This is a genomic window from Mangrovitalea sediminis (assembly GCF_002514725.1).
In the GTDB taxonomy this organism is placed as follows: Bacteria; Pseudomonadota; Gammaproteobacteria; order Pseudomonadales; family Oleiphilaceae; genus Mangrovitalea; species Mangrovitalea sediminis.
This window is the reverse complement of the sequence record NZ_NTLB01000008.1, coordinates 16,479-38,466: the sequence shown is the minus strand read 5'-3', so window position 1 is coordinate 38,466 and position 21,988 is coordinate 16,479. Positions and strand designations below refer to the sequence as shown.

The 21,988-nt window shown below is 57.5% G+C and carries 19 protein-coding genes; 16 read left to right on the top strand and 3 right to left on the bottom strand.

Going from position 1 to position 21,988, the window contains the following annotated elements:
• Positions 1–151: 151 nt before the first annotated feature.
• The 4 genes from rplU to proB all read left to right on the top strand — a co-directional run bounded on the left by rplU (position 152) and on the right by proB (position 3,305).
• Positions 152–463 (top strand): 50S ribosomal protein L21, encoded by a 312-nt coding sequence (gene rplU, locus CLR77_RS18930; protein ID WP_097462285.1) that lies wholly within the window; start codon positions 152–154, stop codon positions 461–463.
• 39 nt (positions 464–502) lie between these two features.
• Positions 503–763, top strand: a complete 261-nt coding sequence (rpmA, locus tag CLR77_RS18925; protein WP_097462284.1) for a 50S ribosomal protein L27 — start codon at positions 503–505, stop codon at positions 761–763.
• 146 nt (positions 764–909) lie between these two features.
• The gene (cgtA, locus tag CLR77_RS18920; protein ID WP_097462283.1) at positions 910–2,100 is read left to right on the top strand and encodes an Obg family GTPase CgtA; all 1,191 of its coding nucleotides are present in this window, start codon (positions 910–912) and stop codon (positions 2,098–2,100) included.
• A 77-nt stretch (positions 2,101–2,177) separates the two neighbouring features.
• Positions 2,178–3,305, top strand: coding sequence for a glutamate 5-kinase (gene proB / locus CLR77_RS18915; RefSeq protein WP_097462282.1), 1,128 nt, complete (start codon positions 2,178–2,180; stop codon positions 3,303–3,305).
• Between the two features lie 108 nt (positions 3,306–3,413).
• Here proB and rpsT read toward each other — a convergent pair whose 3' ends face one another.
• Entirely contained in the window at positions 3,414–3,680 is a 267-nt protein-coding gene (gene rpsT, locus CLR77_RS18910) for a 30S ribosomal protein S20 (RefSeq protein ID WP_097462281.1), read from the bottom strand.
• Between the two features lie 333 nt (positions 3,681–4,013).
• Here rpsT and murJ point away from each other — a divergent pair, with 333 nt between their 5' ends.
• From murJ to CLR77_RS18850, 12 genes are all read left to right on the top strand, one after another.
• Complete coding sequence (gene murJ, locus CLR77_RS18905; protein WP_097462280.1) at positions 4,014–5,618, top strand: murein biosynthesis integral membrane protein MurJ; 1,605 nt, start codon at positions 4,014–4,016, stop codon at positions 5,616–5,618.
• A gap of 92 nt (positions 5,619–5,710) precedes the next feature.
• A complete protein-coding gene (gene ribF, locus CLR77_RS18900) occupies positions 5,711–6,715 on the top strand; it encodes a bifunctional riboflavin kinase/FAD synthetase (protein WP_097462279.1) in 1,005 nt (334 codons plus the stop codon).
• A 26-nt stretch (positions 6,716–6,741) separates the two neighbouring features.
• Positions 6,742–9,561, top strand: a complete 2,820-nt coding sequence (gene ileS, locus CLR77_RS18895; RefSeq protein WP_097462278.1) for an isoleucine--tRNA ligase — start codon at positions 6,742–6,744, stop codon at positions 9,559–9,561.
• On the top strand, positions 9,554–10,075 hold the full coding sequence (gene lspA, locus CLR77_RS18890) for a signal peptidase II (protein WP_097462277.1): 522 nt from the start codon (positions 9,554–9,556) through the stop codon (positions 10,073–10,075). The genes ileS and lspA overlap by 8 nt, the downstream gene beginning before the upstream one ends.
• Before the next feature lie 8 nt (positions 10,076–10,083).
• The gene (fkpB, locus tag CLR77_RS18885) at positions 10,084–10,527 is read left to right on the top strand and encodes an FKBP-type peptidyl-prolyl cis-trans isomerase (protein WP_097462276.1); all 444 of its coding nucleotides are present in this window, start codon (positions 10,084–10,086) and stop codon (positions 10,525–10,527) included.
• Between the two features lie 36 nt (positions 10,528–10,563).
• Positions 10,564–11,517, top strand: coding sequence for a 4-hydroxy-3-methylbut-2-enyl diphosphate reductase (gene ispH, locus CLR77_RS18880; RefSeq protein WP_097462275.1), 954 nt, complete (start codon positions 10,564–10,566; stop codon positions 11,515–11,517).
• 165 nt (positions 11,518–11,682) lie between these two features.
• Positions 11,683–12,225, top strand: coding sequence for a GspH/FimT family pseudopilin (locus tag CLR77_RS18875; protein ID WP_097462274.1), 543 nt, complete (start codon positions 11,683–11,685; stop codon positions 12,223–12,225).
• Between the two features lie 17 nt (positions 12,226–12,242).
• On the top strand, positions 12,243–12,737 hold the full coding sequence (pilV, locus tag CLR77_RS18870; RefSeq protein WP_227520004.1) for a type IV pilus modification protein PilV: 495 nt from the start codon (positions 12,243–12,245) through the stop codon (positions 12,735–12,737).
• A gap of 2 nt (positions 12,738–12,739) precedes the next feature.
• On the top strand, positions 12,740–13,789 hold the full coding sequence (locus tag CLR77_RS18865) for a PilW family protein (RefSeq protein WP_097462272.1): 1,050 nt from the start codon (positions 12,740–12,742) through the stop codon (positions 13,787–13,789).
• A gap of 6 nt (positions 13,790–13,795) precedes the next feature.
• On the top strand, positions 13,796–14,401 hold the full coding sequence (locus tag CLR77_RS18860) for a pilus assembly PilX family protein (RefSeq protein ID WP_097462271.1): 606 nt from the start codon (positions 13,796–13,798) through the stop codon (positions 14,399–14,401).
• Between the two features lie 30 nt (positions 14,402–14,431).
• The gene (locus tag CLR77_RS18855; RefSeq protein ID WP_097462270.1) at positions 14,432–19,423 is read left to right on the top strand and encodes a pilus assembly protein; all 4,992 of its coding nucleotides are present in this window, start codon (positions 14,432–14,434) and stop codon (positions 19,421–19,423) included.
• An 8-nt stretch (positions 19,424–19,431) separates the two neighbouring features.
• Complete coding sequence (locus CLR77_RS18850; RefSeq protein ID WP_097462269.1) at positions 19,432–19,926, top strand: type IV pilin protein; 495 nt, start codon at positions 19,432–19,434, stop codon at positions 19,924–19,926.
• A gap of 3 nt (positions 19,927–19,929) precedes the next feature.
• Here the strand turns inward: CLR77_RS18850 and CLR77_RS18845 are convergent, their stop codons facing one another.
• Both CLR77_RS18845 and CLR77_RS18840 read right to left on the bottom strand, forming a co-directional pair.
• A complete protein-coding gene (locus CLR77_RS18845) occupies positions 19,930–20,499 on the bottom strand; it encodes a GspH/FimT family pseudopilin (protein ID WP_158227247.1) in 570 nt (189 codons plus the stop codon).
• A gap of 99 nt (positions 20,500–20,598) precedes the next feature.
• Positions 20,599–21,954, bottom strand: coding sequence for a sigma-54-dependent transcriptional regulator (locus tag CLR77_RS18840; RefSeq protein WP_097462267.1), 1,356 nt, complete (start codon positions 21,952–21,954; stop codon positions 20,599–20,601).
• Positions 21,955–21,988: the final 34 nt, after the last annotated feature.

Genomic DNA, 21,988 nt, shown 5'->3' with positions numbered 1-21,988 from the left:
AACCGAGGTTGTCAATTGCGCGTGCTTTTCGTACAATCACGCGCCCTTGTACCTCATCCCAACCTGCGCTCCCTGCTATAGGGTTGCCAAAGCGCTTCCCTTAGAACCAGGTGCCAAAGAGCAGGGATGGGTCAGTATCGGAGAAGTGAACATGTACGCAGTGATTGTTAGCGGTGGTAAGCAGCACCGTGTTACCGAGGGTGAGACCCTCAAGCTGGAAAAAATTGAAGTTGAAACTGGCGGCACCGTTGAGTTCGATCGCGTTCTGCTGGTTGCCAACGGCGACGACGTTAAAGTCGGTACGCCTGTGGTTGATGGTGCCAAGGTAACTGCTGAGGTTGTTGGCCACGGTCGTCATGATAAGGTGAAAATCATCAAGTTCAGACGTCGTAAGCATCACATGAAGCAGATGGGTCACCGTCAGTGGTACACTGAAGTGAAGATTACGGGGATCAAGGGCTAATCGCTCTTGTTTCTGTCCCGCGTTTAGAGGAGTAGGACAATGGCTCACAAGAAGGCTGCAGGTAGTACCCGCAACGGTCGCGATTCCGAGTCCAAACGACTTGGCGTCAAAATGTTCGGTGGCCAGGTGGTTAAAGCCGGGAATATCATCGTACGTCAGCGTGGCACGCGTTTCCACGCGGGCACCAACGTCGGTATTGGCCGTGATCACACGTTGTTCGCGAAGTCGGACGGTGTGATCAAGTTCGAAACCAAGGGTCCGGAAAACCGTAAGTTCGTGAGCGTTGAAGCGGCGAGCTAAATCGGCAATACCAAGCCCGATGTTCCCGAAAGCCCCGCTTAAGCGGGGCTTTTTCGTATGTTCCGCGCCAGCGGCGCCCCCTATAATGCGTACATTCCGGATAATAGCGAGTCGGCGCCGGCGTGGCGCGGCGAGGCAGCAGAAAAATGAAGTTTGTAGATGAAGCGACGATTAGCGTCGAGGCGGGAAAAGGCGGCAATGGCTGTCTGAGCTTTCGGCGTGAAAAATATGTCCCCAAGGGTGGCCCTGATGGCGGCGATGGTGGCGACGGCGGGTCGGTTTTCCTTGAGGCGGATGCTTCGCTCAATACGTTGATCGACTACCGTTACCAGCGCAAGTTCAGGGCTGAAACCGGAGAGAGCGGCAGTGGGCGTAACTGCTCCGGCAAGAAAGGGGAAGATCTTGTGCTGCCGGTGCCGGTCGGTACGACGGTGGTCGATGTCGATACCCATGAAGTCCTGGGGGATCTGACGGTTGCCGGGCAGCAACTGCGGGTTGCGCAGGGTGGTTTTCATGGTCTCGGCAATACGCGTTACAAGTCCAGCATCAATCGTGCGCCCCGGCAGACAACCAATGGCACGCCAGGAGAGATCCGTAATCTTCGCCTGGAGCTGAAGGTATTGGCGGATGTCGGTTTGCTGGGGTTGCCGAATGCCGGCAAGTCGACGCTGATCCGGGCGATTTCCGCAGCTCGGCCGAAAGTGGCGGATTATCCGTTTACCACCCTGGTGCCGAATCTGGGGGTGGTGAGTGTTCAGGCGCACCGTAGCTTTGTGGTGGCGGATATCCCGGGTTTGATCGAGGGCGCTTCCGAAGGTGCGGGCTTGGGGATTCGTTTCCTCAAGCATCTGGTGCGAACGCGTTTGCTGCTGCATCTTGTGGATGTGGCGCCCTTTGATGGGTCGGACCCAGTCGAAAATGTGCAGACGATTGCCCGGGAGTTGGAGCGTTTCAGCCCTGCTCTGGCGTTGCGCGAGCGTTGGTTGGTGCTCAACAAGGTCGATCTGCTGCCTGAAGATCAGCAGGAGGCTCGTTGCCAGGAGCTGGTTTCCGCGTTGAACTGGCAGGGGCCGGTATTCCAGGTATCGGCGTTGAGTGGCAAGGGAGCGGCGGCATTGTGTCAGGCGATCATGAACTGGATTGAGGAGCGTGCACTGCTGGAGGCCGAGGATCCCGAGGCCGCGGAGCGCGAGCGTGAGGCTCGGGCCCGGATGGATGCTGAAGCGCGCGAGCAGATTCAGGCTCTGAAGCGTCGTCGCAAGGTGGATGACGATGACGACGATGATGATTTTGATGACGATGACTACGACGTTGAAGTCGTCTATGCCCCTGAGTAATCGTTTGTTGGCAGGCCTGGGTGATAGCCGGGCCTTCGCCCGTCTTTCATAGCGTTTGAGTTGGTGTGACAGGTCCCATGAGCGATCGGCAAAGGCTGGTGACTGCCCGGCGGTTGGTGGTCAAGATTGGTAGTGCGCTTCTGACCAATGATGGTCGTGGTCTCGATGTGGATGCCATCGCCGGTTGGGTGGATCAGATGGCGGCCCTGGTTGGTGAGGGGGTCGAGCTCGTTCTGGTCTCATCAGGGTCGGTGGCTGAAGGTATGAGTCGGCTGGGCTGGAAGAAGCGACCGGCCTTGTTGCATGAGTTGCAGGCTGCGGCGGCTGTCGGGCAGATGGGGTTGGTGCAGGCCTGGGAGGCGCAGTTCAAGCGTCATGGGCGGCATACGGCGCAAGTCTTGTTGACCCATGAGGATCTGTCGGACCGCAAGCGCTATCTAAACGCCCGCAGCACCTTGCGTACGCTGCTGGACTTTGACGTTACGCCCATCGTCAATGAAAACGATACGGTGGTGACCGACGAAATCCGCTTTGGTGATAACGACACCTTGGGGGCTCTGGTCGCGAACCTGATTGAGGCCGACGGCTTGATCATTATGACGGATCAGGCTGGGCTTTTTGATCGTGATCCCCGGCAACATGCCGATGCGAGGCTGGTGGAGCAGCGGGAGGCCAGCGATCCGGAGCTGGATGTCATGGCTGGCGGGGCGGCTGGTGCCTTGGGTCGGGGTGGCATGCTGACCAAGGTGCGCGCAGCGCGATTGGCGGCGCGTTCTGGGGCTTTTACGGTGATCGTCGGTGGGCGGCTGGATGATGCATTGTTGCGTGTTCGACGAGGAGAAGTCGTCGGCACGCTCTTGCTACCGGAGCAGGAGCGTTTGGCGGCGCGTAAACAGTGGATCGCCGGGCACTTGAAGACCCGGGGAAGGCTGGTGCTGGATGCCGGGGCGGTGAAAGGTGTTCGGGAGCGGGGACGGAGTCTATTGCCCGTTGGCGTGAAAGCGGTCAGCGGTGAGTTTCGGCGGGGCGAAATGGTGTCTTGCGTCGACGAACAGGGGCGAGAGATTGCCCGGGGGCTGATCAATTACGATTTTGAGGATGCGGGGCTGATTATCGGAAAGCCCAGTGACCGTATTCAGTCGTTGCTGGGATTTGTTTCAGAAGAGGAGCTCATTCACCGGGATAACCTGGTGTTGGTTTCCTGAAGTGAGGGTGTGGAGTTCAGGGGCTGTCTTGCGAGGTTTGTGAGATGGCTGTTGGACAACAAAAAAACCGGCCATGGGGCCGGTTTTTTGTCAGGCTTGATCTCCAGATCAGGCTTGCAGCGCCTTGATGCGGGCGCTCAGGCGGCTCTTATGACGAGCTGCTTTGTTCTTGGAGAAAATGCCTTTGTTGACCATGCTGTCGAGAATCGGCTGTGCCGCTTGCAGCGCAGCTTGCGCCTCAGCTTGGTTGCCGGCTTCGATCTTGGCAATCACTTTCTTGATATAGGTGCGTGCCATTGAGCGCAGACTGGCGTTCTGCTTGCGACGTTTCTCGCTTTGACGCGCGCGCTTCTTGGCTTGCGGAGAGTTGGCCACCTTGTAACTCCTCAAATTCGTGTCAGGCTGGGTGTTTCTATAGCAATCGGCTGCCCGGGCATCATTGTAACCGCGCCGGTATCGGCGGAGGCGTCCCGGGTACGCAAATAAATGACGCGGAACTATGCCGTCTTGGCGGCTCGATGTCAATAGACATCGGCGCTGCTGCGAAGTCTGCGGAGCGATGATACCATGCCTCGCCATCAATATCGTGGAATCTGAGCGAGGCCCTCGCTGCTGTGTTTGCAGTGTGTGAGGTTGTTCGCAGGAGAGTGGGGTGCCTGAACCGTGATGGAGAGGTGCCGCCGATACGTAACATGCCTGGAGTCCTGCATGAGCGAGAGCTCGGAAACGCCCCCCGCCAAATCGGCGTCATTACCGACATCCGCTGCCGGGACCCGGAGGACACCGGGTCTGCTGCGTTCTTCCGGCACTGTGGGTTTGATGACCATGCTGTCCCGTGTACTTGGGCTGGTGCGGGATATGGTGATCGCTCGTTATTTTGGTGCGACCAGCGGTGCTGACGCCTTTTTTGTAGCGTTCCGGATTCCAAATTTTATGCGCCGCCTGTTCGCCGAAGGCGCCTTTTCCCAGGCCTTTGTGCCCGTGCTCTCCGAATACCGGCAACAAAAAACGCATGACGAGGTCAAGCGCCTGGTGGATGCGGTTGCCGGTACGTTGGGCTTCATTCTGCTGGTGATCACTCTGCTGGCCATGCTGGGCTCGCCGGTACTGACGACGATCTTTGCGCCCGGCTTTTTGCACAATCCGGTGAAGTTCGGGTTGGCCAGCGAAATGCTGCGAATTACCTTCCCGTATCTGCTGCTGATCTCACTGACGGCTTTTGCCGGCGGGATACTCAATAGCTACGACCGTTTTGCCGTGCCTGCCTTTACGCCGGTATTGCTGAATCTCTGCCTGATCAGTGCCGCCGTTTTCCTGGCACCCCATATTTCCCAGCCGGTTGTCGCCCTGGCTTGGGGTGTGTTGATCGCCGGCATGTTGCAACTTTTTTTCCAGATTCCCTTCCTGATGCGGTTGGGATTGCTGCCGCGGCCTCGACTGGATTACTTCGATCCGGGGGTGCGACAGGTGCTCAAGCTGATGACGCCGGCACTGTTCGGGGTATCGGTCAGTCAGATAAATCTGTTGCTGGATACGGTGCTGGCGTCCTTTCTGCAAACAGGAAGCGTATCCTGGCTGTACTACTCGGACCGGCTGGCGGAACTGCCGCTGGGTGTGTTTGGGATAGCCATCGCGACCGTGATTCTGCCCAATCTTTCGCGTAAGCATGCGGCTAAATCGCAAGCCGAGTTTGCCGCGACCCTTGATTGGGGTATGCGCTCCGTGCTGGTGATTGGCGTGCCGGCGGCGCTGGCCTTGATCGTTCTCGCGGTGCCCCTGCTGTCCACGCTGTTTCACTATGGCCGGGTTACCACCCACGACATCGAAATGTCTGCGCGCAGCTTGCGGGCCTTTGCGGTGGGCCTTGTCGCTTTTATGTCGATCAAGGTGCTGGCGCCAGGGTTCTTTGCGCGCAAGAACACGCAGACGCCGGTACGTATCGGGGTGATCGCCATGGCCGCCAATATGGCGTTCAATCTGGTTTTGGTATTTCCGTTGGCCCATGCGGGGCTGGCATTGGCGACGTCAATGTCCGCCTGGCTGAACGCCGGGCTGCTGTTGCGAGGCTTGCGGAAGGAGAAAGCCTACGCCTTCCAGCCGGGGTGGGGGCGTTATGGCGCGCGGCTGCTGCTGGGAAACCTGGCTCTGGTCGCTACTCTGCTCGCCCTGAAGGGGGCAGATAGCCGCTGGCTGGGTTGGGATGCCCTGCATCGCGGGTTGCACTTGGCGCTGCTGGTCGTGGCCGGGCTGGCGGTCTATTTCCTGGCGCTCTTTCTGGGCGGCATGCGGTTGCGGCAGTTTTTGCACCGTTGAAGCCTGTCACACCTGAAGCATTGGGTGCGTGCAAGGGTTGCGGTATACTCGCGTGTTCCCCGGAAACGACGTAAAAACGGTAAGAGGTGGCAATGCGGTTGATTCGTGGTCTGCATAATCTGCTGGCATTGGCAGGCCGAGACGATTCTCCTCTTCGAAACGGTTGTGTCGCGACCATCGGCAATTTCGATGGGGTGCATCTTGGACACCAGACCATTATCGAGCAGGTTCGCGAGAAGGCGCTGGCGCTCGGGTTACCGTCCGTGGTCATGATTTTTGAACCGCAGCCTCGCGAGTTTTTCCAAGGTGAGGATGCACCTGCGCGCCTAATGCGTTTCCGTGAGAAATACGAAGCGCTGCGGGATTGCGGCGTCGATCTTGTGGTTTGCCTGCATTTCAATTCTAGGCTGCGCCAGTTATCGGGGAACGATTTTGCCGAGCAGGTGGTCTGTCATGGCCTGATGCCACGTCATTTGGTCGTGGGAGACGATTTTCGTTTTGGCTACGACCGCAAGGGGGATTTTCACCTGTTGCAGGAGGTGGGGCGGAGCGCTGGTTTCAGTGTGGCGCATACGCGCACGATCAGTCTTGATGGCGACAGAGTCAGCAGTACCCGCATACGGCAGTGCCTGGCTGAAAATGCATTGGTGAGCGCGAGCCGCCTGCTGGGCCGCCCCTATTCGATTACCGGGACGGTCATACATGGCCAGGCATTGGGGCGCCAGATTGGTGTGCCCACTGCGAATATCCGGCTCGGGCCAACGCGCCCGCCGCTCAGCGGCGTGTACGTCGTGGCGGCTGAAGATGAAGCCGGTGAGCGTCACTGGGGTGTCGCCAATATTGGTTTGCGACCGACAGTGAATGGGCGCAGGCCTCTGTTGGAGACGCATCTGTTCGATTTTGCGGGCGCATTATATGGCCAGCGTCTGCATGTGACTTTTTTGCACCATCTGCGGGATGAGGTGCGGTTTGCCGACATCGCTGCATTGACCCGTCAGATTCAGGCGGATATTGAGACGGCGCGTCATTGGTTGGCGGAGCACCCAGATCCTCTGGTCGCGTTCGCCCCGACCGACACGCCGACAATCCCTGATTGACCCATGACAACTGACCAGACCTGACTATGAGCGATTACAAACATACCCTGAATTTGCCGGAAACCGGTTTTCCCATGCGCGGGAACCTTGCCCAACGGGAGCCGGAGCAGCTCAAGCGCTGGCAGGAACTGAACCTGTATAAGGCTGTGCGCGAGGCGCATGCCGGACGGAAGAAGTTCATTCTGCACGATGGCCCTCCCTACGCGAACGGCAGTATTCACATCGGTCATGCGGTCAACAAGATTCTCAAGGACGTTATCGTCAAGTCCCGTGGCTTTATGGGATTCGATTCGCCTTACGTGCCGGGTTGGGATTGTCATGGTCTGCCGATCGAACACAAGGTCGAGCAGGAAATTGGCAAGGCTGGTGTCAAAGTCGATTACAAAACGTTCCGGCAAGCCTGTCGTGATTATGCGGCCAAGCAGGTGGCTGGTCAGAAGGCGGATTTCATCCGTCTTGGCGTTATGGGCGACTGGGATAATCCTTATTTGACGATGGACGCCAAGGTCGAAGCCGATATCGTTCGGGCCTTGGGCAAAATCGTCGAGAACGGTCATCTGGTACGCGGTTACAAGCCGGTTTACTGGAGCGTTGTCGGTCAGTCGGCCCTGGCGGAAGCCGAGGTTGAATACCAGGACAAGACGTCGACGCAAATCGATGTCCGCTTTACAGCCGTCGATCCGGCAGCGCTGCTCAACCTGTTCGGGGTGAGTGGCGGGGATGAGCCGGTATCCATCGTGATCTGGACCACCACGCCCTGGACGATTCCTGCCAACCAGGCTGTCGCACTCAATGCCGACCTGAACTATGCCCTGGTGCAGCTCGATGCGGGGCAGGGAACCGAACGCATGGTTCTGGCCCAACCGATGCTGGACGACATCATGGCACGCTGGGGTGTCGAGTCCTATGAGGTGTTGGGATCGGTGCCTGGCAGTGCGTTGGAAAAACAGCTGTTGCAGCACCCGTTCTACGACCGGCAGGTGCCGGTGGTGCTGGGTGACCATGTGACCACCGATGCGGGTACGGGTGCCGTACACACCGCGCCGGATCACGGTATGGAAGATTTCGAGGTTGGGCAGGTTTATGGTATCGGCACGCTGAATCTGGTGCAGGCCGATGGCACCTATACCAGTGGCGCAGGGGAATTCGCCGGGGTCCACGTTTACAAGGCGGATGGTCCGATCTGCGAAGCGCTGGAGCGGAACGGCAAGCTGGTGCGACGTACCACCTTCCAGCACAGCTATCCCCATTGCTGGCGGACCAAGACGCCGCTGATCTACCGGGCGACGCCGCAGTGGTTCATCAGCATGGACAAGAAAGGGCTGAAGCGGGATGCCCTGGAAGCCATCAAAGGCGTCAAATGGATTCCGGCCTGGGGCCAGAACCGGATTGAGGCAATGGTGGAGCAGTCGCCGGATTGGTGTATCTCGCGTCAGCGTACCTGGGGTGTGCCGATCACGCTGTTCCTGCACAGGGAAACCCAGGAGCTGCATCCGCGGACTGCCGAACTGATCGAGTCGGTTGCGCAGCGTATCGAGACCGATGGCATCGACGCCTGGTTTGACCTGGATGCCTCCGAGTTGTTGGGCGAAGAGGCGAGCCAGTACGAAAAGGTGACCGATACGCTGGACGTCTGGTTCGATTCCGGGGTCACGCACGCCGCGGTGCTCATCAAGCGCCCGGAGCTGGGGCAGTTCCCGGCCGATATGTACCTGGAAGGTTCTGACCAGCATCGAGGCTGGTTCCAGTCCTCGCTGAAGACCGCCATCGCCATTCGCGGCGAGGCGCCTTACCGCCAGGTGCTGACGCATGGTTTCACCGTAGATGGACAGGGGCGAAAAATGTCCAAGTCCCTGGGGAATGTCATTGCACCTCAGGAGGTCATGAACCAGTTGGGCGCAGATATCCTGCGGCTTTGGGTTTCGTCCACCGACTACAGCGGCGAAATCGCGGTCACCCAGGATATCCTCAAGCAAACGGCCGATGGCTACCGGCGGATCCGTAACACCGCGCGCTTCCTGCTTTCCAACCTGAATGGCTTCGACCCGGAAACCGATCAGGTTGCGGCGGCGGATATGCTGGCGCTTGACCGTTGGATCGTTGACCGGACGAAGCTCCTGCAACAGGACATCGATCAGGCCTACGAAAATTACAGTTTCCTGCAGGTTTACCAGAAGCTTTATGGATTCTGTGAGTCCCTGCTGGGTGGGTTCTATCTGGACATCATCAAGGATCGCCAGTACACCACCCAAAAGGACAGCCTGGCGCGCCGCTCCTGTCAGACGGCCATGTACCACATCGTGGAAGCGTTGGTGCGTTGGATGGCGCCGGTCCTGAGCTTTACCGCCGACGAGATCTGGACGCATTTGCCGGGACGGCGTGGGGAGAGTGTCTTCCTGGAGACCTGGTACGAGCAGTTGGCAGAACTGCCGGCTGACGATGCCTTGGGACGGGAATACTGGAACAAGATCCTCCGTGTGAAGGAGGCCGTCAACAAGTGCCTCGAAAGTGCGCGTGCTGCAGGCCAGATCAAAGGGTCGCTGAGTGCAGAGGTCAAGCTCTTCGCTGACGAGTCTCTGCGCGAACAGCTGGCGTTGCTGGGTGAAGAGTTGCGCTTCGTGCTGATTACCTCGGAAGCAACGGTTGCGCCGTTGGCTGAGGCGGGCGATGCCCAGGACACCGAGCTGGAGGGTTTCAAGGTGCTGGTGACGCCGACAACGTACAACAAGTGTGCCCGTTGCTGGCATCACCGTGAGGAAGTCGGGCAGATCGCAGAACACCCGGACCTTTGCGGCCGTTGCGTGGAGAATATCGAAGGTGAGGGAGAAAAACGGCGTTATGCCTGAGCACGAAGCGACGGATGCGAACCGCACAGACTATGGCATGTTACGCTGGCTATGGCTTTCGGGGTTGGTCGTGGTGCTCGATCTGGGCACGAAGCGACTGGCCGAAAGCCATCTGCCCTATGGCGAGCCTCAGCATATCCTGCCGGTCTTCAACCTGACGCTGTTGCACAATACTGGGGCCGCCTTCAGCTTTTTGGCTGGAGCCTCAGGCTGGCAACGTTGGTTTTTCGTGGCCCTCGCTATCGTCATCAGCATTGTGTTGATTCGCTGGCTCACAAAGCTTCCTCGGCAGGATCGCTGGTTGCCGGCGGGTATAGCGCTGGTGCTGGGGGGGGCGCTTGGAAATCTGCACGATCGCATCGTGCAGGGTTATGTCGTCGATTTTCTGCATTTTCACTGGCATCAATACAGCTTCCCGGCCTTTAACCTGGCCGACAGTGCCATTACGGTCGGCGCTGTCATGCTGGCGGTGGACCTGTTGCGGGGATCGGGTGACCGGGAATCTGTGGAGTAGTTGAGATTATGGCGCAGCAATTGGTAGGTCCGGGTACCCGGGTAACCTTGCATTTTTCCCTGGCCCTGGCAGATGGCCGGACCGTTGACTCGACGTTCGAAGGCGATCCCGCTTCCTTTGAGTTCGGCGATGGCAATTTGCCGGAGAATTTCGAGGCGTTGCTGGTCGGCCTCGAAGCCGGCGCTCGTCAAAGTTTCGAAGTGCCGCCGGAAAAGGCATTCGGGCAGCCGAACCCCAATAATGTCCAGTCCTTTCGTAAGGACCAGTTTGCGGCCGATCTGGCGCTGGAGCCGGGTGTCGTCATTTCCTTTGCCGATGCCCGCAAAACGGAATTGCCTGGCATCATCAAGGCTGTCGAGGGCGACACTGTCATCGTGGACTTCAATCACCCGCTGGCGGGAGAGACCCTGCGGTTTGACGTTGCGGTGCTGGAAGTTCAACCTGTCGAGTAATGTTTTTCCGCCATTGGCGGGCCGAGTGAGACTGAGATGAAGATCCAACTGGCTAATCCCCGTGGTTTCTGCGCCGGCGTCGATCGTGCGATCGAAATCGTCAATCGTGCGCTTGATGTGTTCGGTGCACCGATCTACGTTCGTCACGAGGTGGTACACAACCGCTTTGTCGTGGACAACCTGCGCAACCGGGGCGCGATCTTTGTCGACGAACTCGAGGAAGTGCCGGACAACGCCTTGGTTATCTTCAGCGCCCATGGTGTGTCCCAGGCGGTGCAGCGCGAGGCTGCGGACCGCGGCCTGAAGGTCTTTGATGCGACCTGCCCGCTGGTGACCAAAGTGCATATGGAAGTGATGCGCTTCAGTCGCGAAGGGCGGGAATGCATCCTGATCGGCCATGCTGGACACCCTGAAGTGGAAGGCACCATGGGGCAGTATGATCGCTCGCAAGGGGGCGATATCTATCTGGTCGAGAAGGAGTCCGATGTTGCCTCGATGGCCGTGCGCGAGCCTTCACGCCTGGCCTATGTGACCCAGACCACCTTGTCGATGGATGACACTGCGCGGGTTATCGAGGCCCTGCGTGAGCGCTTCCCCGATATTCAGGGGCCGCGTCGCGACGATATCTGTTACGCGACCCAGAATCGCCAGGATGCGGTCAAGCAACTGGCTGGTGACTGTGGCCTGATGCTGGTCGTGGGGTCGCCCAACAGTTCGAACTCCAATCGGTTGCGTGAACTGGCGGAACGTATGGGAACGCCGGCTTACCTGATCGACAATGCCTCCCAGATCGACCCGGCCTGGGTGAAAGGGGTGAGCACCGTGGGGATCACGGCAGGTGCTTCCGCGCCGGAGGTGCTGGTCAAGGAAGTGGTCGATCGCTTGCGTGCGCTGGGTGGCGAAGCACCTGAAGAGATTGCCGGACGCGCGGAGAATATCGTCTTCAGCATGCCGAAGGAATTGCGGATACCTGCCCAGCAAGTGGATTGATCCCCTCGGGGAGCGGCTCCGGATATTCTCATTCCTGTGTCTCTCCTCACATTTCCGTTTCATTAACTACCGTTCATCTCCTCTCTTCGACCGTTCATCGGAATCCCCCTGCATGACCGTTCTCCCTTGATTACGCTAATTAGGCGGACAAAGGGATAAAAGGTTATGCGCAAGAACTCCGGTTTTACCATTATCGAGTTACTCGTAACGCTCATCGTGCTGGCGGTGGTCGCGAGCTTCGCCATTCCCAGTTTCAATTCACTGATGGTGTCGAATACCGTGTCGTCCGCGACGGATCAGCTGTTCGAAACGTTGATTTATGCGAGAGCGGAAGCCGTCAAACGCGGCCAGTACGTGACCATCTGTAAAAGCAAGGACAAGTCGACCTGTGACAACACTGCCGCCTGGACCGATGGCTGGCTGGTGTTTGTGGACAAGAACGGCAATGGCACGAAGGATTCTGTTGATACGATCGTCCGTGTATACGACAAGCTCGATCAACGACTGACCGTGACCTATACAGCCGATACCAACAGCACCGGTACTAACAGTGCCAACGTGATTATTTTCAACAGTCAGGGGATTTGCGAGGTGGGAGCGGTCAGCCCCATCAGCTATTTCGGGAAATTCAAGATTTCCGATCCCCAGGATACCCAGTACGACAAGACGATCAGCCTATCGCTTACGGGCCGGGCGACAAAAGGCTAGAGGTAGAGGTCATGCCAATGTTGGATTCGCAAAAGTCACAAATGGGGGCCGGACTTATCGAGGTGCTGGTCGCCATTTTGCTTTTAGGCGTGGGGCTGCTGGGCCTCGCTGGTTTGCAGACGCAAAGCCTTAAATATAACAACGAGGCCTATTTGCGCAGCCGGGCAACGATCCTGGCCCAGGATATGGCGGACCGGCTGCGGGCCAACCGCGATGTGGCCATCACCAATACCTCGCTCTATACCTTCAAGCTGACCGATACCCCAGGCTCGAATTTAACGCTCTGTGATAGCTCGAACTGCTCGCCCCAGCAATTGGCGCAGTACGATTTCGCTCAGTGGCGCGGCGAGATTTCTGCCGACCTGCCGGATGGTAAAGGGGCACTCGAGCCGTTAGCGAAAGGCAGCAGCGTTGACTGGCAGGATTACAAGATCACGATTTCCTACACCCTGCAGCAGGGCGGACAGGGCAATGGGCAGGCCGTGACACTGACCTACATAGCGAGAATCTGACGATGCAGCGGAATATGCAGGGGCTATCCCTGAATCAACAAGGTCTGTCGCTGGTAGAACTGATGATTGCCCTGGTCTTGGGGCTGATTATTTCTTTGGGTGTGATCAATATTTTTATCCAGTCAAAGAATACCTACCAGACCCAGGACGCTATCTCGCAAGTGCAGGAGAACGCACGTTTTGCGCTGGACTTTTTGGCCCGGGATATTCGCATGGCGGGTTATACCGGTTGTGCGCAGGTAATGAGTACGGCCAACGCGGTTTCCGGGGGTACCGGTTTCCTGACCAACTATGATTACGGTATCGAGGGCTATCAGGCCGGCAGCCTGCCATCGACAACGTTCCCCGACGCCTTGGCGGGCTCCGATGCCGTGGTCATCGACACGACGTCCAATTCGTCGGGATTGACGGTGCAAAGTCACAACCCCTCGTCAGCGCAGATCAATCTTGTGGGCACGCATCCCTATCCGGCGGGAACCGTCATGATGATTGTCGATGCGAACTGCTCCAACCGCGGTATCTTCGTGATGACCGGGCCGACCAATACCAACGCCAACGCAGGCAACGTCGTTCACAACACGGGCAAAACCTTCAACTATGGGGCTGGCGGTAGTATTGGCAACTGCACCAAGGCCCTGAAAGGCGACTTCGACTGCAGTAACCAGGCGAATGCGTCCCAAACGGCCTACAGCCCGGGTTCGACGCTCTACACGATCACCTCTATTGGCTATTACGTACGGGATCCGGCGCAGGACAATACCATTTCGTCTCCCACCCTGTACCGGGTTGAATTCGCCTCCCAGTATGGGTCGTCCAGCAACACGGTGCAGCCCCTCGTAGAAGGTATCAGCAATCTCACGATTACCTATGGCGTCAAGGACAGTTCCGGCAACATTCAGTACAAGGACGCCAGTGCCATCAGTGGGAATACCTGGAAATCCGTGGTGGTGGTCAAACTGCAGGTGACTGCTCAAAGCCTGACCAAAGCCGACAACGGTAACCCTGTTTCGCGGGTATTTTCACGGACCGTGATGATTCGGAATCGGAGCTGACCACTGATGAAGATGAAAACGCAAAAGGGCAGTGTGCTGCTGATTAGTCTGGTCTTTTTGTTGCTGCTGACGATAGTCGGCGTTACGGCGATGAATATTTCCACTCTCCAGGAACACATGGCAGGTAATTACCGGGATCAGGACCTGGCCTTTCAGGCGGCTGAAGCTGCCTTGCTGGAAGGGGAACAATGGGTAAAGAGCAACTCTTTTGAATTGTCCCAGGTGTATACCAATCCTCAGGCGACCGGGGTGAATGCCTTTACGGCGACGTGTAATAACGGATTGTGTTTCGACGGCACCTTCCCCAGTTCGTCTGCACCGGTGACCAGTTGTGTGCCGGGAACGACAACGCCCTGGACCAGCTCGACGCTTTGGAGCACCGCAACGCGATACCACCAGTTGGCGGCCGCGGACCAGATGCAGGGAACGGTGCAGAACGCGCGTTACATTATCGAGTTTCGGTGTTTTACACCCCGGGATTCGTCCAATGCATCTCCCGATCCTTCGGATTATGCGCAGTGGTCGCCGCTATTCAGAATCACCGCGCTGGCCAGTGGCTCCAGTGCTGATTCGCAGGTGATGCTGCAGTCCACATACAAGAAAATCGATTAACCGCCATCACGGTTACAGGATGGGCATGTCATGAATACGCGAAGCTATAGGTCGATCCTCCTCTTGGGGCTGTTGTCGCTGTGTCTCCTGGCGACAGACGTCTACGCGGTCTCCGCGTCTGACTACTCGCAGTTGCCGCCCATTCTGATCCGGCGTCAAACGCCGCTGGTCATGTTCGGGCTGTCGGTGGACGAGCAGTTGTTTTTCCGTGCCTATTCCGATTACTCGGACATCGACGGCGACGGTAACCTGGATCTGACCTACAAGGACACCTTCAATTACTACGGCTATTTCGAGAGCGACTGGTGTTATCAGTACAACAGCGGTAGCGGCTATTTCGAGCCGGAAAACAAGGCTGCCGGTACTAACGGCCACAGTTGTAAGGACAGTGACGGCGCCCACTGGAGCGGCAACTTCCTGAACTGGGCAACGATGACGCGCATGGATGTGCTGCGTAAGGTGCTTTATGGCGGCAAACGCTATCTGGATACGAGCAGCGCCACGGTCCTGGAGCGTGCCTATATTCCGGACGATATGCACGCCTTTGCGAAGGTCTACTCGGGCTCCGATCTTGGCGACTATACGCCGTATGGCAGCCTGTCCGCGTTGACGATGTGTAACGTATCCTCTTCACCCTCTCCCTCTTCCAGTGCCCCGCAATTGAGGTTGGCTGCCGGCGCCTGGCCTCACTGGGCCATTACGGAAGGGCAGGGGTGTCAGTGGGACAAGGGTGACAATATCCCCAGTGCCAGTAGCGAATTGAACAAGGGGTCGGAAAACCAGGTAAGGGTGGCGGCCTGTGTCGCGGGGAAAGACGCGCTTACCGCGTCGTCCTGTGAAACCTATAAATCCGGTGACAGTAAGCCGGTGGGCCTGCTTCAACGCTATGGCGAAGACGGTTCGCTGAAGTTCGGTCTGATCAGTGGGAGCTTTGACAAATATATTTCCGGCGGAACCCTTCGGAAGAATATCGGGCTGATCGCCAGCAATACCGACCCGACGAAAGATGAGCTCAGCCTGACGGATGGCACCTTCAACTCCAGTGTCTACGGCATTATCAATACCCTGGACAGTATCCACATCATTAACTGGAACGGTAGCAAGTACGACTATTGTAACCAGCCGGGGATTTCCATTTCGGCGTTCAAGAGCGGTGCAACCTATCAGTGCCGGGACTGGGGTAACCCGGTCTCTGAAATCTATCTGGAGGCATTGCGCTACTTCGCAGGCGCGACGGATGCGACCTCGGCATTTGTCGCCGATGACACGCCCTATATTTCAACGTTGAAGACAGCGACCTGGCCTTCCCAGCTGTCGGCTAACCCGCTGTCGACCGACAATGCGTGTGCAAACTGTTCGATTATCATGATTTCGTCGGGCGTCAATTCGTTTGATGGGGATGAGCTGTCGTCGGTGTCTTCCATCAATAGTCTGACCGTGTCCGGGATCAATGCTGAAACGGATCTTGTCGGTCAGAAGGAGTACGGGACTTTCCCCCTGAGTTTTCTTTCCGGTGGCGGAACCGATGATCTCTGTTCCCCGAAGTCGTTATCCGGTCTAAGTGGGGCGCTGGGGATCTGTCCGGAATCACCGGCCCTCGAGGGGACCTATGCAATCGCCGGTTTGGCCTACTACGGTAAAACCCATGATTTGCGTCCCGATCTGAGCGGCTCGCAAACGATTGATACCTATGGCGTGGATTTGGCCGAGTCGGTTCCCAGCTTTGAAATCCCGGTCGGTGGCGGAAAAATCCGGTTCCTGCCGGCCTGTGAGTCCAATCACAATGGGAACGCAACCGTTACTTCCAGCGGATGGTTGCCCTGCCGTCTTTACGATGTCGAAGTCTTGAACCTGACCAAGGATGCCAACGGTAACCTGACTTCCGGACGACTGGTGTTTTATTGGGAAGATTCCCCTTGGGGGAATGATTCGGAGCTGGATGGCTCCCAGGTCGTCAGCTTTTGTGTCGGTAGCGCCTGTAAATACGATGACACGCGTCCGAACTCGGACTATGACGACGTGACTGTCGGCGCCAACGAGTTGCGGATCAGTCAAGGGGTCGGTTCGACGGCGGCGGGTTTTGCCTTGCGTTTTGGGTACGATATTACTGGGGCATCATCGGGCAATGGGGCGCCGTCGGGGTCTGAATGGTTGCTGCGTCCGGGTAACCAGAACGAAAACGACCTGTACCAGCTCAGCAGCTATGAAATGCCGATGCCGACGCAGTCTGGCCACACCTACTATCCGAAGTCGCGGTACTTTGCTGCAGGAACGTCCAATGAAGCGACCTTGCTGGAGAAACCCCTCTGGCTGGCGGCGAAGTATGGCGGCTTCAATGATATGGACGGCAGCGGCGACCCGATTTATACCGATCCCCAGACCGGCAGCAAGACTTCGACCCGGGAATGGGACATCCTGAACAACCGGACGGGTGCCTCCGGTCCCGATGGCGTCCCGGACAACTACTTCTTCGCCAGTAACCCTTCGCTCCTGGTCAACCAGATGCAACGGGTATTCGAGTCGTTGGTTGCACACACTTCTTCTGGTACCAACGCCGCCGTGGTTGCGAATAGTAGTACGGGTATTGGTGCGGTATACCAGGCCCTCTATCAGCCCCGCTATACCGTTGGTGCCAGCCAGGTAACCTGGACGGGCACGCTTCGGGCCTTGTTTATCGATCAAAACGGCAACATCCGGGAAGACACCAATCAGAATGGCCAGTTGGACGACACCGCGACCGATTACCGGTTGGTGTTCAAGTATACGAAGAGCACTGGCGAGACGACGGTGGACCGTTACTCCATGTCGGCAGGCGCGACCACCTGGCAGTATGTCGATACCAAAAACCTGAATGAAATCAAACCTATATGGAGTGCGGTCGATCGGCTGGCCAAGATGCAGCACCCGGAAGAACAGCGGACTTATGCGTCGACGAGCGGGGGAAATACGACAAGTAACTCCCAGTCGGCCGATAACAAGCGGTATATCCTGACCGCGATGGACAGAAACGGCGACGGTGAGGTCAACGAAAAGGATGTCGTTGCCTTTACGCCCAGCGTTATGCAGAACGCGGACAGTCAGTATTACCAGTACCTGGGTATGCCGGATACCACGACGGCGACAACCCTGATCAACTATATCCGGGGGCAGGAACAGTCCGGTCTGCGCAATCGCTCGATAGATATTGACGGTAACGGTACGCTTGATGTCTGGCGTCTTGGCGACATTATTCATTCCACTCCGGCAGTGGTCGCGACGCCGAACGATCAGTACAACGTCAAGTATAACGATACGACCTATCAGGCTTTTGTCACCAAGTACCTGAATCGTCGCCAGATGATCTATGTGGGGGCAAACGACGGTATGTTGCACGCCTTCAATGGCGGCTTCTGGGATGCAGCGAACAAGAAGTTCGGCACGACCTCTGTGAACGGGAGCGAAACCGCGTTCCCGCTGGGCCAGGAGATGTGGGCCTATGTTCCGGAAAACCTGCTGCCTCATCTGCGGTGGCTGGCGGCGCCGGACTATCCCCATGTCTATTACGTGGATGGTGAGCCGGAAACCTTTGATGTCAATGCGTGGCCAGCTAACGACACTGTGCATGTGGACGGCTGGGGCACGATACTGGTCGTGGGTATGCGGCAGGGTGGTGCCCCGATAACGGAAACGATCGACGGGCAGAGTAAGACCTTCCGCTCCGCCTACATCATTATGGATGTGACCGATCCTGAGAGCCCGCCGACGTTGTTGGGTGAGATCACGCTGCCGGACGATATGGGTCTTACCTTCAGCAAACCCGTCCTCGTCAAGCGGCGTGCACCGGATTCCACCGGTGACTGGTCCAAACCCAGTGTGAACAAGTGGGACCTGGTGATCGGTACCGGTCCGACGGGAAGCAATGCGCTGACGAAGGGAGAGAGTAGTTCTGATGCCCGCCTGTACGCGATTGACCTGCAAAAGCTGGTACAGAATGCGACAGGGAGCAGCACGAGCTATCTGATTACCATGGGAGCAAATAGCGCGTACGGGCTTGATACCGGGGTCAGTAATAGTTTTGTCGGGGGACTAACGTCCGTCGACTGGAATAACGATTACAGTGATGACGCCCTTTATGTCGGGCTGACTGCCGGCACGGAAGCGTCGCCCTCGGGTCGTATCATGCGTTATCTGATCGACGACAATGACGGTAGCGTGCAGGTCTACTATGGTTTGGGCTCCGGCGTCCTGGGGACACTGCTCAATCCCGGCAAACCGTTCCAGGCAAATCCGATCACGACGCGGGACGCCAACGGCGAACGCTGGATTCTGGAAGGTAGCGGCCGTCAGTTTGTTCCTGGAGACAACAGCAACACGGATCAGCAGTACTTCTATGGCGTCAAGGAGCCTCGAAACAGCAGTGGCGCTCTGACATATTCGTCCGTGACCGACAGTTCGCTGATCGATACCACCGATATCGCCGTCTTTTCCAGTAGCGGTACGGTGAAGGATGTGTCCTCGGGTACCCTGCAACCTCTGAGTATCAATGGCACGACGGTGACGGATTATTCCCAGTTGCAGACCGTCATGCAGTCCGAGCCCGGTTGGAAGATTCGCATGCATAAGCCGATCAATTCCTCCGGCGGCGCCTTGGCGAGCGGGAAAGTGATTCGTGATGCCACGATCAACCCGGCCAACGTCGGTGAGTTCGCGTTCACCGAATATCTACCACCGGCTGATTCCTGCGAGTTCGACGGGATCAGCTATCTGTATGAGTTGGGACTGACAACAGGAACCGCGACACCGGATGCGTCGCTGGGAACCAGTACCAGCTATGTCAATAACCAGTATCCGCTGTCTCTCAGCAACATCTCCCTGGGTTCGGGGCAGGCCTCGAGCGTCACCTTCCATCAGGGTTCGGGTGGGCAGCTGAACGCATTGACGAATATGTCCACCAGTGAGATCAAGACGACGCAGGTGAAGGTCGTTCAGCCCAAGAGCGGTCGCCAATCCTGGCGTCAGATCGATACAACGACTATCCAGTGAGGATGTGAATGATGGTATTTCGGCAAAAGGGCTTTACCCTGCTGGAGTTGCTGATTGTTGTGGCGATCGTGGGTATTCTCGCCGCTATCGCTTGGCCGGCGTATCAGAAGTCGGTTAATGAGGGGCAGCGAACCGATGCCAAGACTACCCTGACAGACCTGGCCGCCAAGCAGGAACGGTTCTATACGTTGGGGGCTCCTGCGACCTATGCGTCCGATGTCAAGGATCTTGGTAATGCCAGCAGTGGTACCACAATGGATTCTGAACAGGGTATCTACACTATCACCCTGACCAACAAGCTTAAAAGCAATGGCAACCCCTGTAGCAATAAAGTGGGCGGGGTGACGGTGCAATCCTGCTTTATCCTGACTGCGACGCCCAAGGCTGGCGGTGGTCAGGAGGATGATCCCGATTGTTGGTCGATGTCCATCAATGAGCAGGGGGATAAATGGTCCCGTGCCAAAGGCGCCTCTTCTGATAACGCGGCCGGGACCTGTTGGTAAAGGCTAGTGCCCAGGAAGGCCAGGACAGTGTCCCGGCTTTCCTTGGGATTTATCGACAACCCCATCTCCCGTGATGTCCCTGGCCAGGCGTGTTCGTCCGAGCACGCTGACCACAACCATGGCGATATGCCGGGGATTTCCGTCTCCGGGGCAGTAGGTGAAGGTGCCATTGGTGCCGAAGGCTGTCCCCATTGCGCTGAACGCCAGCAGGGTGCGGTTGTAGGTCAGCGTTTCCTGTGTGTTGGTTAGCGCGACATAGCGAATGCTCTTCTCCGTGGCGTCGAGTTTCCGGTTGTGGTTTCTATCGGTGAACACCAGGATGTGGCGATGCCACTGGGCGTCGCAGTGCTGGCGGTCTTGGGAAGGGCAGATGACCACCCGGGTTCCTCGCATGATGGCCTCGCTGCGAGCGGTATAGATCAGTGTCTTTAGGTGTGATTCGACGGCGATGGCCCTGTGCTGTTCCAGCAAGCTGCCGAAGGTTGTCGCAGATACAGTGAGGATGGCGATGACGGCAATCGCCGTCAGTAGCTCGATCAGCGTGAGGCCGGTTTGGCCGCAGCGTGGAGGCATGGTGGTCTCTCCGTTCCCTGGAGTTGGATATCGATGCCTGTCCGTAGGCATCGGCAGTATACATAAGTCTCGATCAGAGGCCCAAGCGTGGAGAGGATATTACTCCATGCCGAGCTTTTTCAACCGGTAACGCAAAGCCCGAAAGCTGATACCCAGCCGTTTGGCGGCGGCCGTCTTGTTCCAGCGGGTGGCTTCAAGCGCCTTTTCGATCGCCTGGCGTTCGATCGATTCCAGATAGTTTTCCAGGTCGATACGCCCCTCCGGTACCTCGGCGGAACCTTCGACGACGGGGCTGTCCTGTATCGAGCGTGTGTCGAGGTGAAGGTCGGCCGCGGAGATTTCGTCCTCATCACAGAGCGTAAAAGCGCGCTCCAGGATATTCTCCAACTCCCGGACGTTACCTGGGAAGGCATAGTCCATCAAGGCATTCATTGCATCCTGGCTCAGTCGTGCTGGTGGGCATTCGTATTCTGCGGCAATCCGTTTCAGGAAGTGATTGGCCAGCAGCGGGATATCGGATTGGCGGGAACGCAGGGGCGGAACCTTGAGTTCGATGACATTGATCCGGTAGAAGAGGTCCTGGCGGAACTCCCCTTCATCGACCAGTTCGGCCAGGTTCTTATGGGTTGCGCTCAGCAGGCGAATATCGACCTCCACCTCCTGGGATTCGCCAACCGGGCGTACCGATTTTTCCTGAATGGCCCGCAGAAGCTTTACCTGCATGGCTAAGGGGAGATCGGCGACTTCGTCCAGAAAAAGCGTGCCGCCATTGGCTGCGCGGAACAGGCCTTCCTTATTGTCGGTTGCCCCCGTGAAACTGCCCTTTTTGTGGCCGAAGAACTCGCTTTCCATTAACTCGCTGGGAATGGCACCGCAGTTCACGGGAACAAAGGGTTGGTCGCGTCTAGGACCCTGTTGGTGGATGAGTCGTGCCACCAGTTCCTTGCCGCTGCCGGATTCTCCACTGATATAGATGGGCGCCTGGCTTCGGGCGAGTTTGCGGATCTGGCTACGCAGCTTCTGGATTTCCGGCGACTCGCCCAGCAGTGGCCCTTCGCTCTCCAGCGGTTCAGTGGCTGCAGGTGCTTCGGAAAGACGCAACGCGCTGGCAACGAGTTCCCGAAGTCGGGGCAGCTCGACCGGCTTGGAGACGAAGTCGAAAGCCCCGGCCTTGAGGGCACTGATCGCCGTGTCCATGCTGCCATAGGCGGTAATCACGGCAATGGGAATCTGAGGATGGTTTTTCTGTACCCATTTCACCAGATCAATACCGTTGCCGTCGGGCAGGTTCATATCTGTCAGGCACAGCTTTATCGGGCTGTCCTGCAGGCGTGCGCGAGCTTCGTCGAGTGTCTCGACCGTGATGGCGTCGATATCCATGCGAGCCAGGGTAATGGCCAATAGATCCCGGATATCGGGTTCATCGTCAACTACCAGCGCCAGGGGTGTCGTCATGCGGCTATCCATTTATCGTCGTGTCTTTCACTAT

Coding starts and splice junctions, on each gene's coding strand:
- ispH (WP_097462275.1), top strand. CDS start 10,564: ATGAAGATCCAACTGGCTAATCCCCGTGGTTTCTGCGCCGGCGTCGAT.
- CLR77_RS18875 (WP_097462274.1), top strand. CDS start 11,683: ATGCGCAAGAACTCCGGTTTTACCATTATCGAGTTACTCGTAACGCTC.
- fkpB (WP_097462276.1), top strand. CDS start 10,084: ATGGCGCAGCAATTGGTAGGTCCGGGTACCCGGGTAACCTTGCATTTT.
- pilV (WP_227520004.1), top strand. CDS start 12,243: ATGTTGGATTCGCAAAAGTCACAAATGGGGGCCGGACTTATCGAGGTG.
- lspA (WP_097462277.1), top strand. CDS start 9,554: ATGCCTGAGCACGAAGCGACGGATGCGAACCGCACAGACTATGGCATG.
- CLR77_RS18865 (WP_097462272.1), top strand. CDS start 12,740: ATGCAGCGGAATATGCAGGGGCTATCCCTGAATCAACAAGGTCTGTCG.
- CLR77_RS18860 (WP_097462271.1), top strand. CDS start 13,796: ATGAAGATGAAAACGCAAAAGGGCAGTGTGCTGCTGATTAGTCTGGTC.
- proB (WP_097462282.1), top strand. CDS start 2,178: ATGAGCGATCGGCAAAGGCTGGTGACTGCCCGGCGGTTGGTGGTCAAG.
- rpmA (WP_097462284.1), top strand. CDS start 503: ATGGCTCACAAGAAGGCTGCAGGTAGTACCCGCAACGGTCGCGATTCC.
- murJ (WP_097462280.1), top strand. CDS start 4,014: ATGAGCGAGAGCTCGGAAACGCCCCCCGCCAAATCGGCGTCATTACCG.
- ileS (WP_097462278.1), top strand. CDS start 6,742: ATGAGCGATTACAAACATACCCTGAATTTGCCGGAAACCGGTTTTCCC.
- CLR77_RS18850 (WP_097462269.1), top strand. CDS start 19,432: ATGATGGTATTTCGGCAAAAGGGCTTTACCCTGCTGGAGTTGCTGATT.
- cgtA (WP_097462283.1), top strand. CDS start 910: ATGAAGTTTGTAGATGAAGCGACGATTAGCGTCGAGGCGGGAAAAGGC.
- CLR77_RS18845 (WP_158227247.1), bottom strand. CDS start 20,499: ATGCCTCCACGCTGCGGCCAAACCGGCCTCACGCTGATCGAGCTACTG.
- ribF (WP_097462279.1), top strand. CDS start 5,711: ATGCGGTTGATTCGTGGTCTGCATAATCTGCTGGCATTGGCAGGCCGA.
- rplU (WP_097462285.1), top strand. CDS start 152: ATGTACGCAGTGATTGTTAGCGGTGGTAAGCAGCACCGTGTTACCGAG.
- CLR77_RS18855 (WP_097462270.1), top strand. CDS start 14,432: ATGAATACGCGAAGCTATAGGTCGATCCTCCTCTTGGGGCTGTTGTCG.
- CLR77_RS18840 (WP_097462267.1), bottom strand. CDS start 21,954: ATGACGACACCCCTGGCGCTGGTAGTTGACGATGAACCCGATATCCGG.